Origin of the sequence: Thioalkalivibrio sp. ALJ7 (assembly GCF_000376865.1) — a bacterium.
In the GTDB taxonomy this organism is placed as follows: domain Bacteria; phylum Pseudomonadota; class Gammaproteobacteria; order Ectothiorhodospirales; family Ectothiorhodospiraceae; genus Thioalkalivibrio.
In genome coordinates, this window is sequence record NZ_AQXQ01000012.1 from 725,063 (window position 1) to 738,191 (window position 13,129).

The 13,129-nt window shown below is 66.9% G+C and carries 14 protein-coding genes and 1 pseudogene; 11 read left to right on the forward strand and 4 right to left on the reverse strand.

The genetic code is table 11. The annotated features are described in order from the left end of the window. The first annotated feature begins 5 nt into the window (after positions 1 to 5). The 5 genes and pseudogenes from D002_RS0112065 (at position 6) to D002_RS13170 (ending at position 4,098) form a co-directional block, all read left to right on the forward strand. On the forward strand, positions 6 to 464 hold the full coding sequence (locus D002_RS0112065; RefSeq protein ID WP_026181700.1) for a hypothetical protein: 459 nt from the start codon (positions 6 to 8) through the stop codon (positions 462 to 464). Next, the gene (bioB, locus tag D002_RS0112070) at positions 461 to 1,456 is read left to right on the forward strand and encodes a biotin synthase BioB (protein ID WP_018142184.1); all 996 of its coding nucleotides are present in this window, start codon (positions 461 to 463) and stop codon (positions 1,454 to 1,456) included. The genes D002_RS0112065 and bioB overlap by 4 nt, the downstream gene beginning before the upstream one ends. Before the next feature lie 12 nt (positions 1,457 to 1,468). After that, entirely contained in the window at positions 1,469 to 2,221 is a 753-nt protein-coding gene (locus D002_RS0112075; RefSeq protein WP_018142185.1) for a methyltransferase domain-containing protein, read from the forward strand. Beyond that, positions 2,218 to 3,399, forward strand: a complete 1,182-nt coding sequence (gene bioF, locus D002_RS0112080) for an 8-amino-7-oxononanoate synthase (protein ID WP_018142186.1) — start codon at positions 2,218 to 2,220, stop codon at positions 3,397 to 3,399. Before D002_RS0112075 ends, bioF begins: the two co-directional genes overlap by 4 nt. 121 nt (positions 3,400 to 3,520) lie before the next feature. Continuing rightward, positions 3,521 to 4,098 (forward strand): annotated as a pseudogene (locus D002_RS13170) (YMGG-like glycine zipper-containing protein). A 59-nt stretch (positions 4,099 to 4,157) separates the two neighbouring features. On the opposite strand, the gene radC reads toward D002_RS13170, so the two are convergent. Beyond that, complete coding sequence (gene radC / locus D002_RS0112090) at positions 4,158 to 4,829, reverse strand: DNA repair protein RadC (protein ID WP_018142188.1); 672 nt, start codon at positions 4,827 to 4,829, stop codon at positions 4,158 to 4,160. A gap of 559 nt (positions 4,830 to 5,388) precedes the next feature. Then, a complete protein-coding gene (ilvD, locus tag D002_RS0112095) occupies positions 5,389 to 7,242 on the reverse strand; it encodes a dihydroxy-acid dehydratase (RefSeq protein ID WP_018142189.1) in 1,854 nt (617 codons plus the stop codon). Positions 7,243 to 7,324: 82 nt separating this feature from the next. Here ilvD and D002_RS0112100 point away from each other — a divergent pair, with 82 nt between their 5' ends. From D002_RS0112100 to argA, 3 genes are all read left to right on the forward strand, one after another. Further along, the gene (locus D002_RS0112100) at positions 7,325 to 7,597 is read left to right on the forward strand and encodes a heavy-metal-associated domain-containing protein (RefSeq protein WP_018142190.1); all 273 of its coding nucleotides are present in this window, start codon (positions 7,325 to 7,327) and stop codon (positions 7,595 to 7,597) included. A 3-nt stretch (positions 7,598 to 7,600) separates the two neighbouring features. Continuing rightward, entirely contained in the window at positions 7,601 to 8,074 is a 474-nt protein-coding gene (locus D002_RS0112105) for a DUF192 domain-containing protein (protein WP_018142191.1), read from the forward strand. A gap of 101 nt (positions 8,075 to 8,175) precedes the next feature. Then, positions 8,176 to 9,546, forward strand: a complete 1,371-nt coding sequence (argA, locus tag D002_RS0112110; RefSeq protein WP_038055488.1) for an amino-acid N-acetyltransferase — start codon at positions 8,176 to 8,178, stop codon at positions 9,544 to 9,546. Positions 9,547 to 9,562: 16 nt separating this feature from the next. Here argA and dksA read toward each other — a convergent pair whose 3' ends face one another. After that, positions 9,563 to 9,988 carry an RNA polymerase-binding protein DksA gene (gene dksA, locus D002_RS0112115; protein ID WP_018142193.1) on the reverse strand — a complete coding sequence of 142 codons (426 nt, stop codon included), beginning with the start codon at positions 9,986 to 9,988 and terminating at the stop codon, positions 9,563 to 9,565. A gap of 166 nt (positions 9,989 to 10,154) precedes the next feature. Between dksA and D002_RS0112120 the strand changes: the two genes are divergently transcribed. From D002_RS0112120 to murU, 3 genes are read left to right on the forward strand one after another with little or no spacing between them, the layout of a single operon-like run. Continuing rightward, complete coding sequence (locus tag D002_RS0112120) at positions 10,155 to 10,934, forward strand: metallophosphoesterase (protein ID WP_018142194.1); 780 nt, start codon at positions 10,155 to 10,157, stop codon at positions 10,932 to 10,934. Beyond that, the gene (locus D002_RS0112125) at positions 10,931 to 11,938 is read left to right on the forward strand and encodes an aminoglycoside phosphotransferase family protein (RefSeq protein ID WP_018142195.1); all 1,008 of its coding nucleotides are present in this window, start codon (positions 10,931 to 10,933) and stop codon (positions 11,936 to 11,938) included. The genes D002_RS0112120 and D002_RS0112125 overlap by 4 nt, the downstream gene beginning before the upstream one ends. A 3-nt stretch (positions 11,939 to 11,941) precedes the next feature. Next, entirely contained in the window at positions 11,942 to 12,616 is a 675-nt protein-coding gene (gene murU, locus D002_RS0112130) for an N-acetylmuramate alpha-1-phosphate uridylyltransferase MurU (RefSeq protein ID WP_026181701.1), read from the forward strand. A 24-nt stretch (positions 12,617 to 12,640) separates the two neighbouring features. Here murU and D002_RS0112135 read toward each other — a convergent pair whose 3' ends face one another. Further along, on the reverse strand, positions 12,641 to 13,129 hold the full coding sequence (locus D002_RS0112135) for a DsrE family protein (RefSeq protein ID WP_018142197.1): 489 nt from the start codon (positions 13,127 to 13,129) through the stop codon (positions 12,641 to 12,643).

Genomic DNA, 13,129 nt, shown 5'->3' on the forward strand with positions numbered 1-13,129 from the left:
AGACCATGGCCACCAGGACCGTCTCCGGGCGCAGTTCGCGGCGCGCCGCATCGATGTTCGATATCGGCAACCTGATCAGCGTATCCATCGCCGGCATTCCGCTATTCGTGGTCAGCAGCGAGGGGGTCGGGGTCGGCTTCATTATCGCCGCGATCATGGGCATCGTCCCACTCGTGCTGTGGTTTGGCGGCTCCATGCTGGTCTATGCCCTGAACAAGCACCACCCCGATCCGCGGGTCGGCCACCATACCCAGTGGGCCGCCTATCGCTACTACGCCCTGATGGGCGCACTGATCGGGGTCGCCACCTTTTTCCCGCCGGATCTCAACTACTACCGCGCCTATTGGGCGGTCTCGGCCGCCATCCTGCTGCCCTGGACGGTTTACGCCCTGTACACGATCTACCGCGAACCCTGGGCCGACGTCGAGATCCCAGCCGAAGCCGACAAGGACCATCATCTATGAGCACGCCCCGCCACGACTGGAACACCGACGAGGTCGAGACCCTGCTCGACCTGCCGCTGAACGACTTGATCTTTCGCGCGCAGACGGTACACCGCGAGCACTTCGACCCGAACGCGGTACAGGTCAGCACGTTGCTGTCGATCAAGACCGGGGCCTGCCCCGAGGACTGCGCCTACTGCCCGCAGAGCGCGCACCACGAAGTGGAGATCGAACGCGAGCGCCTGCTGCCACTGGACGAAGTGCTGGAGGCGGCACGCAACGCCCGCGCCCAGGGCGCGACCCGCTTCTGCATGGGGGCCGCCTGGCGGAACCCGACCGACAAGAATCTTGAACGCGTAATCGAGATGGTCCGTGCGGTCAAGGAAGAAGGCCTGGAGACCTGCATGACTCTGGGCATGCTGAAGGCCGAGCAGGCCCGACGCCTGTCCGAGGCGGGGCTGGACTACTACAACCACAACCTCGACACCTCGCCGGAGTTCTACGGGCACATCATCTCGACGCGCACCTACGAAGACCGCCTGGAAACCCTGGAACACGTACGCGAAGCGGGCATGAACGTCTGCTGCGGCGGCATCCTCGGCATGGGCGAATCGCGCCGTGACCGTGCGCGTCTGCTGCAGCAGATGGCCAACCTGCCGAAGCACCCGGAGTCGGTGCCGATCAACCAGCTGATCCAGGTCGAGGGCACCCCACTGCACGGGATCGAACATCTCGATCCACTGGAGTTCGTGCGCACCATCGCCGCGACCCGCATCCTGATGCCGGCCTCCTACGTGCGCCTGTCCGCCGGGCGCACCGAGATGTCCGACGAGATGCAGGCCCTGTGCTTCCTCGCCGGCGCCAACTCGCTGTTCTACGGCGACACCCTGCTGACCACGCCGAACCCCGGCGAGAACCACGACCTCGCGCTGTTCGAACGCCTCGGCCTGCGCCCGGAGACTGGTCCGGAAAGCCCTGCGGAATCGGACTGGCCCGCCTCCGCATCGGCCTGAGCTAACCGGCCGGTGGCGGGCGCCTTTCCCGATCATTTTTCGGCGGTGTCGGTGGCGTATGCCCGCCACCGCCCGGACTACCCCGCCGAGCTGTTTGACTGGCTGGCCGCGCACACCCCGCACCACGAACGCGCCTGGGACTGCGCCAGCGGCAACGGCCAGGCCGCACAGGGCCTGAAGCCGCACTTCCCGCAGGTTGTCGCGACGGATGCCGCCCCGGCCCTGCTAGCCGCCCTGCCGGCAACCACCGGGGTCGACCGCATCGCCTGCGCCGCCGAGGCCTGCGCACTGGCCGATGCCTCGGTGGATCTGGCCTGTGTCGCCCAGGCCGCACACTGGTTCCGCCACACCGAGTTCCATGACGAGGTCGCACGCATCCTGCGTCCGGGCGGCCTGCTGGCGATCTGGGGCTACGGCATCCTGCGCGCCGAGGACCCGGCGCTGGACCGCCTGCTGACCGACTTCCACGACACCACCCTGGCCCCCTGGTGGCCGGAAGAGCGCAACCACATCCGCAGCCACTACCGCGACCTGCCCTTCCCCTGGCCGGAGATCGAGACGCCCGAGTTTCGGATCGACCGCGAATGGGACCGCGACACCCTGCTCGGCTATCTCGGCACCTGGTCGGCCATCCGCCGCGCGCAGGCCGCCGGCCAGGATCCGCTGGCCGCACTGGAGCCGGCCCTGCGCGCGCTGTGGCCCAATGCGGACATCACCGCCCGCGTGCACTGGCCCATCTTCCTGCGCGCGGGGCGGCGGCCATGAGCGACTCGCTGGATCGGTATCTGCAAGAGCGACTGCAAGCCCGGCGCGATGCCGGGCGATGGCGGCACACACGAACCCTGGACGGCCCACAACGACCGGAGCAGGTGATCGATGGCCGCCCCGTGGTGGCCTTCTGCTCGAACGACTATCTGGGTCTGGCCGGCGACCCCGCCGTCGCCGCCGCGGCCCGCGAAGCCATCGACCACTACGGCGTGGGCGCGGGCGCGGCCCACCTGATCAACGGCCACACCCGCGCCCACGACGAGCTGGAAGAGGCGCTGGCCCGCTTCACCGGGCGCGAGCGCGCCCTTTTATTCTCCACCGGCTACATGGCCAACCTGGCCCTGGTGCAGACCCTGGTCGGGCGCCACGACACGGTCTTCGAGGACCGCTGGAACCATGCCTCGCTCATTGATGCGGTCCGCCTGTCCGGCGCTCGCAGCCAGCGCTACCGCCATGCCGACCCGGATCACCTGCGCGAGCGAATGGAGAAGGCCGGGGCCACTGGGCATCGCCTGATTGTCACCGACGGCGTGTTCTCCATGGACGGCGACATCGCCCCCCTCTCGGAATTGGCCGATCTGGCGCGCGAATTCGACGCCGGGCTGATGGTGGACGACGCCCATGGCCTGTCGGTTCTGGGAAAAACCGGCGGCGGCAGTTGTCAGCATTTCGGCCTCGGTCACGATGCGGTCCCGATCCTGATGGGGACGCTAGGCAAGGGCTTCGGTACCGCCGGGGCCTTCGTGGCGGGCTCCGAGGCCCTGATTGAGACCCTTATCCAGACCGCTCGCCCATACATCTACACCACCGCGATGCCCGCCGCCCTGGCCGCCGCGACCCTCGCCTCGGTGCAGATCGCCGAAGGCGCGAACGACCGCCGCGAACACCTTCAGCGCCTGTTGCTGCAGCTGGGGAAGGGCCTGGACGAACTCGGCCTGAGCCACCCGCCACCCCTGACACCGATCCAGCCCGTGCATATTGGTGACGCCCGGCGCGCCAGTGCCGTGGCCGAACGCCTCCTGGATGCCGGCTTTCTGGTGCCAGCCATCCGCCCGCCTACCGTTCCCGAAGGGCAGGCCCGCCTGCGCATCACCCTGTCTGCTGCTCATACCGAGGCCCAGGTTGGCGCCCTTCTGCGCGCGCTGGAGCGGGCCCTTGATCAGACCCCGACGTGACACGATGCGCATTGCCGGCTTGATGCCGTTCACGTTTCTCGCAAGATCCACCACCGGTTAAAGATCTGTTCAGCCGATCCAGGCGAGGCTTGCGCCAGATCCGATCGAGAGGAGACGGACCATGGCACGGAATCGCACCCCATCCCGCAGTGGACTGCCCACCCATCTGAAGATACTGGCCGCCGCCCTGCTGTTCGGCTTCACCGCCGAAACCCTGGCCTCGCCACCCCCTGGGCCCCGGCCCATGGTTGGCGCGCGCAGAACGACCCCGGGTATCACGGCTACCAGGGTTACAGCCACGATCGCTGGGGACACGACTACGGCGTGATGGACGGCCGCTGCAACCGCGATGCCATCGGCGCCGCCATCGGTGGAGGCACCGGCGCGGTCATTGGGCACCGTGTCGGTGATGGCGATCCAGTGGCGGTCCTGATCGGTGCCGCTGGCGGGGCGGTGCTCGGTGGGCTGATCGGCCGCCAGATGGATCGCAACGACCAGGCCTGCGTAGGGCACGCGCTGGAGCTAGCCGATACGGGCCACACGGTGCATTGGGAAAACGCCCACGGCCAGCCGGTACACCTCACGCCGAGAAGGAATCGCGATGGTGGTTGCCGCGACTTCGAGATGACCATCGACGGCCAGCACCACACCGGCACCGCCTGCCCGACCGAGCCCGGCCACTGGGAGATCCGCGGCTAGCGATCCCAATCTCCGGAGTCGCCACGGATCAACGGCAAGACCCGGGTAATCGAGGGATCCTACAACTCGCCGCGCTCGGCCAGGGACACGACCTCGTCGGCCACGATCAGATGATCCAGCACGCGCACGTCGATCAGCCCCAATGCATCGGTCAGCCGACGAGTGATGGAGACATCCGAACGCGAAGGCTCGGCGACGCCCGAAGGGTGATTGTGAGACAGGATTACGGCCGCTGCGTTGTGATGCAGGGCGCGGCGCACCACCTCGCGCGGGTGCACGCTGGCCCCGTCGATCGTTCCACGAAACAACTCCTCGAAGGCGATCACCCGGTGGCGATTGTCCAGGAACAGGACACCAAAGACCTCGAAGGGATAGTCGCGCAGACGCGCCGCGAGGAACTTCCGGGTCGCGGCTGGCGACGTGAGTGCATCACCGTGTTCCAGATCAGCCGCCAGGTGGCGGCGCCCCATCTCCAGCACCGCCTGCAGCTGGGCATACTTGGCCGCGCCCAGCCCCGGCGCCGCACAGAACCCGGCCTGGTCGGCCTGCAACAGGGGCCGCAACCCACCGAAACGGCTGAGCAGGTCCCGCGCCACGTCCACCGCGCTCTTGCCCGCCACGCCCGTGCGCAGAAAGATCGCCAGCAACTCCGCATCGGACAAGGCGTCCGCCCCGCGCTCCAACAGCTTTTCCCGCGGACGCTCGGCCGCGGGCCAGTCAGTAATCGCCATCACCACCTCCCTGTGGTTCAGTCGTATCGCGTTTTAGGGTGCTGGACTTAGGGAAACACTGATTAATGTACACGCTCGCGCTCGAGTCGCTTTTGCGTGCGAACAAGGCGCGGTGACTGCCGTGCAGTCATTCTGCACAAAGGAGCCGCAACGCTGTGCGCGCGCAAAAGCGGCCGAGCCCCTGCTTTCAATGGTTTGTGGGGTTGGCACCCCAGGTTCCCCGATCCTGCGTTGCGCCCCGAATCCATCAGAAACGGGCGGGTAGAACCACTACACGCTACGCGACGCGCCTTGTCTCGGAAAACCTGGGGTACCAACGCGAGTGTGTACATTAATCAGCGTTTCCCTTGATACCGTTTCGACCAATGAGGCGCAAGGGCCAGTCTTTAGGGGTCCGCTTCTAGCCACCGAGGACACGGAGAGCACAGAGAAAATCGATCGAAACCGACGTGAAACCTCCTTCGATTTTCTCCGGGTCCTCTGCGCACTCTGTGGTGCAATCAACCCACGTACCCACGCCGCAAAGCGTCACCCAAATCGCGCCTTGCCCCTGCTAAGGCTAGTCCTCGTAGGGCGAGATGTCGCGCACCGCACCGAAGGCGGCGGAGGTCGTCATCAGGGCGTAGGCGCGCAGGGCCTGGGTGACCGGGCGGTTGCGCGCTTCCGGCTTCCAGGCCTTCGGCCCGCGGGCCTCCATGGCCGCGCGGCGCGCCGCCAGGGTGGCGTCGTCGACGTCGATGCGGACCTCGCGGCCGGGGATGTCGATCACGATGGTGTCACCCTCCTCGACCAGAGCAATCGCGCCGCCCTGCGCCGCCTCCGGCGAGACGTGGCCGATGGACAACCCGGAGGTGCCACCAGAGAAGCGCCCGTCGGTGATCAATGCGCATTCCTTGCCCAGCCCCTTCGACTTCAGGTACGAGGTCGGGTAGAGCATCTCCTGCATGCCCGGGCCGCCCTTCGGGCCCTCGTAGCGAATGATTACCACGTCACCTGGCCGGATCTGATCACCCAGGATGGCCTCCACCGTGGCGTCCTGGCTCTCGAAGACGCGGGCGGGGCCGGAGAATTTCAGGATGCTCTCGTCGACGCCCGCAGTCTTCACGATGCAACCGTCGGGGGCCATGTTGCCGTAGAGCACAGCGAGGCCGCCGTCCTTGGAGTAGGCGTGTTCGATATCGCGGATGCAGCCGTTCTCGCGATCGATGTCCAGGCTGTCCCAGGTCTTGTCCTGGCTGAACGCGACCTGTGTGGGCACGCCGCCCGGCGCCGCCTTGTACAGGGTCTCGGACTCGGCGGCATGCCGCATCACGTCCCACTGTTCCAGGGCCTGGCCCATGGTGTCGGCGTACACGGTAGGAATGTCGCGATGGATCAACCCACCGCGGTCGAGCTCGGCGAGGATGCCCACCACCCCGCCGGCGCGGTGAACGTCTTCCATGTGGTAGAGCTGGGTAGCCGGGGCCACCTTGCACAGGTTCGGGACCTTGCGCGAAAGGCGGTCGATGTCAGCCATGGTGAACTCGACCTCGCCCTCGCGCGCAGCCGCCAGCAGGTGCAGCACGGTATTGGTGGAGCCGCCCATCGCGATGTCCAGGCTCATCGCATTCTCGAACGCCTCGAAGGTGGCGATGGAACGCGGCAGCACCGAGGCATCGTCCTGCTCGTAGTAGCGCTTGGCCAGCTCGACCACGCGCCGCCCGGCCTGCTCGAACAGCGACTTGCGCCCGGCATGGGTGGCCAGCAGCGAGCCGTTGCCCGGCAGCGACAGGCCCAGGGCCTCGGTCAGGCAGTTCATCGAATTGGCGGTGAACATACCGGAGCAAGAGCCGCAGGTCGGGCAGGCGGAACGCTCGATGGCCTCCACCTCTTCGTCCGAGGCGCTGGAGTCGGCCGCCTTGACCATCGCGTCCACCAGGTCCAGGTGAATCACCTTGTCGGTGCCCGGCTGCTTCACCTTACCGGCCTCCATCGGGCCGCCGGATACGAACACCACCGGGATGTTCAGGCGCATCGCGGCCATCAGCATGCCGGGGGTGATCTTGTCGCAGTTGGAAATGCACACCAGGGCATCGGCGCAGTGCGCGTTGACCATGTATTCGACCGAGTCGGCAATGATCTCGCGCGAGGGCAGCGAGTAGAGCATCCCGCCATGACCCATCGCGATGCCATCATCCACCGCAATGGTATTGAACTCCTTGGCCACACCGCCGGCCTGCTCGACCTCGCGCGCCACCAGCTGGCCGAGATCCTTCAGGTGGACATGGCCCGGAACGAACTGGGTGAAGGAGTTGGCGATCGCGATGATCGGCTTGCCGAAGTCGCCATCCTGCATGCCGGTGGCACGCCACAGGGCGCGGGCACCGGCCATGTTGCGGCCGTGGGTAGTGGTGCGGGAACGGTAGGCGGGCATGGTCGGGTCTCGTGAACGTTTATGCAGAAGCGGAATCGTACATAATGAGCGATACAAACCCCAGTATTCCGAGGTATCCGCAATGAAAATCGAAGTCGAAAACATCAAGTGCGGCGGCTGCGCCAGCTCCATCCGCAAGGGCCTGCTGCAGGTCGAGGGCGTAACCGGCGCCGAGGTGGACGTGGAAGGCGGCGCCGTCGAGGTCCAGGCCCCGGACAGCGCCCGCGAGGCGGTCGCCGCGAAGCTGGCCAGCATGGGCTACCCCGAGGTCGGCTCGGTCTCCGGCTGGCGCTCCACCAGCGCCAAGGCCAAGTCCTTCGCCAGCTGCGCCGTCGGGCGCATGAGCGGCGAATAATCCGTGACCGCTGCGCTGCGGGGTCGGGCATTCCTCGGCCTTGCCGGGCTGCTACTGCTGTTCGTCCTCGGCGCGAGCCTCGCGCACGCGTACGACAAGTTGCCGACCGCCGAGCTGAGCCTCGGTGAGCAGACCCTCACCATCGAAATCGCCGCCACCGACCGCAGTCGCCGCCTCGGTCTGATGCACCGCGACCACCTGCCCGATGACCACGGCATGCTGTTCATCTGGTCGCGCCCGGCGGAATACGGCATGTGGATGCAGAACACTCGCATCCCGCTGGACGTGGCCTTTATCGATGCGGATTTCACCATCACCAACATCGCCAGCATGACACCGCACTCCACCCGCATTCACAGCGCCAAGCGACCCGTGCTCTACGCGCTGGAGGTCAACGCCGGCTGGTTCGAGGAACACGGGATCACACGCAACGATACCGTCCCGGACCTCGAACGCCTGGTCAACACGAGCCAATAGCGGCCAGTGACACAAGACCGGGTCCTTCAGGCCCGCGTGTACATTGATCCGAGTTTCCCTAGACTGTCCGCTCAGGACACCGACAGGAAACGGAAAGCGCCGTGACCAACGCACCTCCACCATTCCCAGGACCGCACACGCCCTCGCGGCGAGCCCCGCAGCTCGGGGAGCTTGCATGGTTCCGCGACGCCGTGCCCTACATCGCGGCGCATCGCGGGCGCACTATGGTGATTGCGCTGGCGGGCGAGGCGGCCCTGGCGCCGGAGTTCCCTGCGCTGATGCGCGACATCGCCAAGCTCAATGCGCTGGGGATTCGAGTCGTCCTGGTCTACGGGGCGCGGCCGCAGATCGAGGCGCGCATGGGCGAGCGCGGCCTGACCCCGGCCTATGCCAACGGCCTGCGCGTCACCGACGCCCAGGCCCTGGAAGCGGTACTCGACGCGGTCGGACGGCTGCGCCTGCAGATTGAAGGCCTGCTCTCGCGCAGCCTGGGGCAGCCAGGAACGGGCAACGCTCGCTTGCGGGTGGCCAGTGGCAACTTCGTCACCGCGCGCCCACTGGGTGTGCGCGACGGCGTGGACTTCCATTACACCGGCGAGGTCCGCGGGATCGATACCGCCGCACTCACCGCTTTGCTGGACCGGGAGCAGGTCGCATTGGTCTCGCCACTGGGCTACTCGCCCACCGGCGAGGTCTTCAATCTCTCCGGCGAGGACGTCGCCACCCAGGTGGCGATCGCGCTGGATGCCGACAAGCTGATCTTCCTGACCGAAGCGGGCGTATTGCGTGACCCGGAACATGGGGTGTTCGACCAACTCACCGTTCCGGCCGCCCAGGAACTGCTGGAGACCGGAGCCGATCTGCCGCAGGAACTGGCGAATCACCTGAGGAGCGCAATCGACGCCTGCCATGCCCGCGAGATGCGAGTACACCTGGTGGACCGGCGCGACGACGGCGGCCTCCTGACCGAGCTCTTCACCCGCCAGGGGATCGGCACGCTGGTCTCACGCGAACCGCTGGAGCGCCTGCGCCAGGCGACCCTCGACGATGTGGGAGGCATTCATGCATTGCTGGAGCCACTGGAAGCGGAAGGGGTCCTGGTCCACCGCGCTCGCGAGCATCTGGAGCTGGAGATTGATCGCTTCCAGGTGTTGGAGGCCGATGGCCTGATCATCGGCACCGCGGCGCTCTATCCCTTCGAGTCAGATGCGGCGGAGATCGCCTGTCTTGCCCTGCACACGGATTATCGCGGGAGCGGGCGCGGCGATCGGCTGCTGCAGGCGATGGAAGGGCTGGCGCGGGACCAGGGTATCCGGCGCGTATTCGTGCTCACCACGCGCACCGCGCAGTGGTTCCAGGAGCGCGGCTACACGCTGGGCAAGGTGGACGACCTGCCCGCCGGCCGCCAGGCTCGCTACAACCAGGCCCGAAACTCGCGGGTCTTCACCCGCACGCTGTCAGACGAAGGGTAAGCCTACCCGTGGCGAACTACTGTTCGTACCGAGCCTCGTTGCGTTCGTGGGCTTCCTGGGCGGCGACACTCAGCGTGGCAATCGGTCGGGCCTCCAGCCGGGCGATCCCGATGGGTTCGCCGCTCTCCTCGCAGTAGCCGTATTCCCCCCGGTCGATGCGCGCCAGCGCCGCGTCGATCTTGTTCAGAAGCTTGCGGTAGCGATCCCGCGTACGCAGTTCCAGGCCGGCGTCGGTTTCATGGCTGGCGCGGTCGTTCGGGTCCGGCTCCTGCCAGCTCTCCGTGCGCAGATGCTCCAGGGTCTGTTCCGATTCGTCGATCAGCTCGGCACGCCAGGCCTCGAGCTTGGCACGAAAGTAGTCCAGTTGGCGCGGATTCATGTAGGGTTCGTCCTCGGACGGACGATACCCGGAATCCGGGCGGATCTTGGCTTCTTGGCTCATCTCGGACCCCTCGCCAGCCCCCTCCCGCCCCATGCGGAAAAGGCCCCGGCGCGATATGCGGTACACCCGATCGAGTATAGGGCAATAACCGGGGCGGGCGGCAACAATGGTGGCGCGCCCCAGCACACATTCCGAGCACACGAACCACAACAGCGACACGCCTTGCATGCAACGCATCTTCCAGATCAGCGATACCCACCTGGGCCTCGAACCAGGACCGATCCGGCCGGGCTACCCGGACAGCGATCAACAGCTCGCCCGTGTACTCGCCGCCCTGCAACAGCGCGAGGAAGAGCCCGACCTGCTGTGGCTCACCGGTGACCTGGCAGAGACGCCCACCCCGGAGGTCTACACCCGCATCCTCGGGCTGCTCGACGAACACCTGGAGGGCTGGACACTGGCTGGACTGGCGGGCAACCACGATTCACGACACCTGCTGCAGCAGGCCTTCGCGGAAGCCGGTCACGCCGTGGATGGGCACCAAGAGCTGGGAGACTGGCTGCTCGTGGGGCTCAACTCCGCCATGCCGGATCAGGCGTCCGGAACCCTGACCGTGGAAGAACTGGAACGACTCGACCAGGTACTCGGTGACCACCCGGCGCATTGGGCGATGATTGCGGTCCACCATCCGGTGGTGCCGATCGGCAGCGCCTGGATGGACCGTATCGGACTCACCAACCCCGCGGCTTTTTTCGCGGTACTGGACCGTCACCCGCACGTACGCGCTTGCCTGTTCGGGCACATCCACCAGGACTTCCGCGCCGTGCGCGGTGGCGTGGAACTACTCGGATGCCCCTCCACCTGCATCCAGTTCGCCCCGGGCTCCGCGGCCTTCGCCCTGGACGCTGAACATGCTGGATACCGCGTGCTGGAACTGCACCCCGACGGCCGGATCACAACCCGCGTGGAGCGGGTGCCCGGCGACCTACCCGAGATCCGCACATGATCCCGGACGACGTCCGCAGCAAGCAGATCTTGTCCTGGCTAGAGGGCCAGCCGGGGACGTTCACGGACCTCGCCCTGTTGCGCGCAGACGCCAGCTTCCGGCGTTACTTCCGCCTGCGCCGCGACGCCGAGCCCATGGTGCTGATGGACGCGCCGCCGGAACGCGAGGCGACCGATCCGTTCGTGCGCATCGCGCGGCTGCTGGAGACCCTCGGGCTGCGCCCACCCCATGTACACGTCCACGACTCGGCGGCCGGCTTCGTCCTGCTGGAGGACCTCGGCGATCGGACCTTCACCCAAGCCCTGGCCGACGGGGCCGCAGTAGCGCCGCTCTATGACCGGGCAATCGACACCCTGATTCAACTGCACCAGGCCTGGCCGCAACACGCCGCCGAGGCGGCGGACCTGCCCACCTACGACGTTCAGCGGCTGCTGGACGAGGCGGCCCTGTTCGCCGACTGGTACTGGCTGGAACAGCAGGGCGCGTCGATACCGAGCGCGTCCCGGGCGGCCTTTCTGAACGCCTGGCAGGACGTTCTCGAAAACCTGCCTGCGCTGCCCGACACTCTGGTGCTGCGCGACTTCCATGTCGACAACCTGATGCTGCCACCCGACTCGTCCACAGACTGTGCCGTCCTCGACTTTCAGGATGCCGTGCTCGGCAGCCCGGCCTATGACGTGGTCTCGCTGCTGGAGGACGCCCGGCGCGACGTATCACCCGCCACCGTGGAGCGCGCCGTGGAACGCTACCTCGCGAGCACCGCCTGGGATCGAGAGGCCTTCCGCCAGCACTATCGTGTGCTCGGCGTCCAGCGCACCACGAAGATCCTGGGGATCTTCGTGCGCCTGGCACGCCGGGATGCCAAACCCCGCTACCTCGAGCACCTGCCGCGCCTGCACCGGTTGCTGGCACAAGGGCTGTCGCACCCTGAACTGGCGCCCGTCGCCGAGTGGTTCCGCGAGCACATGCCCGAACGCATGCCCAAGCAGAGGCAAAGGGACTAGAACGTGCGCGCAATGATCCTGGCCGCCGGGCGCGGCGAACGCATGCGCCCCCTGACCGACCACTGCCCCAAACCCTTGCTGGAGGCGGGCGGACGCCCCCTGATCGCACACACGCTGGACCGCCTGGCGGCCGCCGGATACCGCGATGTGGTGATCAATCTCGCACATCTGGGCGAGCAGATCCGTGCGGCCCTGGGCGAGCAGCACCAAGGGATCACCCTCCACTACTCGCCGGAGCCCGAGGGCGCCCTCGAGACCGCAGGCGGCATCCGCCAGGCCCTGCCGCTCCTGGGCGACGCACCGTTCCTGGTCGTCAATGGCGATGTCTGGTGTGACCACCCTCTGACTCCGCCAGCCAACATGTCCACGGCGTCCAGCGGTGCGCTCGCGCACCTAGTACTGGTGGCTAACCCCGGGCATCACGCACAGGGCGACTTCGGCCTGAAAGGGAGATCGGTCGTGCTGGAAGGCGGCGAGCGCCTGACCTTCAGCGGCATCGGCTGGTATAACCCGCAGCTGTTCCAGGATCTGCCGCCCGGGCGTCACGCCCTGGGGCCGCTGCTACGCGAGGCCATCGCGGCCGGACGGGTTACCGGCGAGCACTACACGGGCGACTGGCGCGACATCGGCACCCCGGAACGTCTGTCCACACTGGATACCGAGCTCGGCCAGCGTTGAACGCGGCGCGGCTATGCGTCGGGCTCAAGGCTTGATGTAGGTATAGCCGCCACGTTGCAGCCGCGTCAGCTCGCCGATCCCGTTTGAAACCACATCCTCCTTGGCCACCTCGTACAGATCACTGCGCGAGAGACCGCGCGAGTCCAGCGTGTTACCACAGACCAGAAAGCGCACGTCCTGCAGCTTGAGGGTATTCACGGTGCTACGCAGGTCAGGGTCCTCCGCAGCGTGCTGCAAAAGACTGACGCCACTGCCGTGGGTCAGCACCTTGATCTCCAGCACCACATCTGCAGGGCTACCGTCGATATGGTTCTGGAGATTGCGCAGGGCATTCAGGTGCAGCTCCGGGTCATCGGTGTTGATGTGATAGACCACCCGCAGCGGCTCGTCGGCCGCCGGTGCCTCGGAAACGGTTCCAAACAGCAGCGCGGTGGCACCACCAGCCACCAGCATCAACAAGAACGCCCCGGCCAGAAGCCAGCCGGGGCGCGCAACGCGTAGATAAGGGATCAT

Bases quoted from the DNA above. Each gene is read 5' to 3' on its own strand.
- D002_RS0112065 (WP_026181700.1), top strand. From the start codon at position 6: ATGGCCACCAGGACCGTCTCCGGGCGCAGTTCGCGGCGCGCCGCATCG.
- D002_RS0112125 (WP_018142195.1), top strand. From the start codon at position 10,931: ATGATCCCGGACGACGTCCGCAGCAAGCAGATCTTGTCCTGGCTAGAG.
- D002_RS0112120 (WP_018142194.1), top strand. From the start codon at position 10,155: ATGCAACGCATCTTCCAGATCAGCGATACCCACCTGGGCCTCGAACCA.
- bioB (WP_018142184.1), top strand. From the start codon at position 461: ATGAGCACGCCCCGCCACGACTGGAACACCGACGAGGTCGAGACCCTG.
- radC (WP_018142188.1), bottom strand. From the start codon at position 4,829: ATGGCGATTACTGACTGGCCCGCGGCCGAGCGTCCGCGGGAAAAGCTG.
- D002_RS0112100 (WP_018142190.1), top strand. From the start codon at position 7,325: ATGAAAATCGAAGTCGAAAACATCAAGTGCGGCGGCTGCGCCAGCTCC.
- bioF (WP_018142186.1), top strand. From the start codon at position 2,218: ATGAGCGACTCGCTGGATCGGTATCTGCAAGAGCGACTGCAAGCCCGG.
- ilvD (WP_018142189.1), bottom strand. From the start codon at position 7,242: ATGCCCGCCTACCGTTCCCGCACCACTACCCACGGCCGCAACATGGCC.
- dksA (WP_018142193.1), bottom strand. From the start codon at position 9,988: ATGAGCCAAGAAGCCAAGATCCGCCCGGATTCCGGGTATCGTCCGTCC.
- D002_RS0112135 (WP_018142197.1), bottom strand. From the start codon at position 13,129: ATGATCCCTTATCTACGCGTTGCGCGCCCCGGCTGGCTTCTGGCCGGG.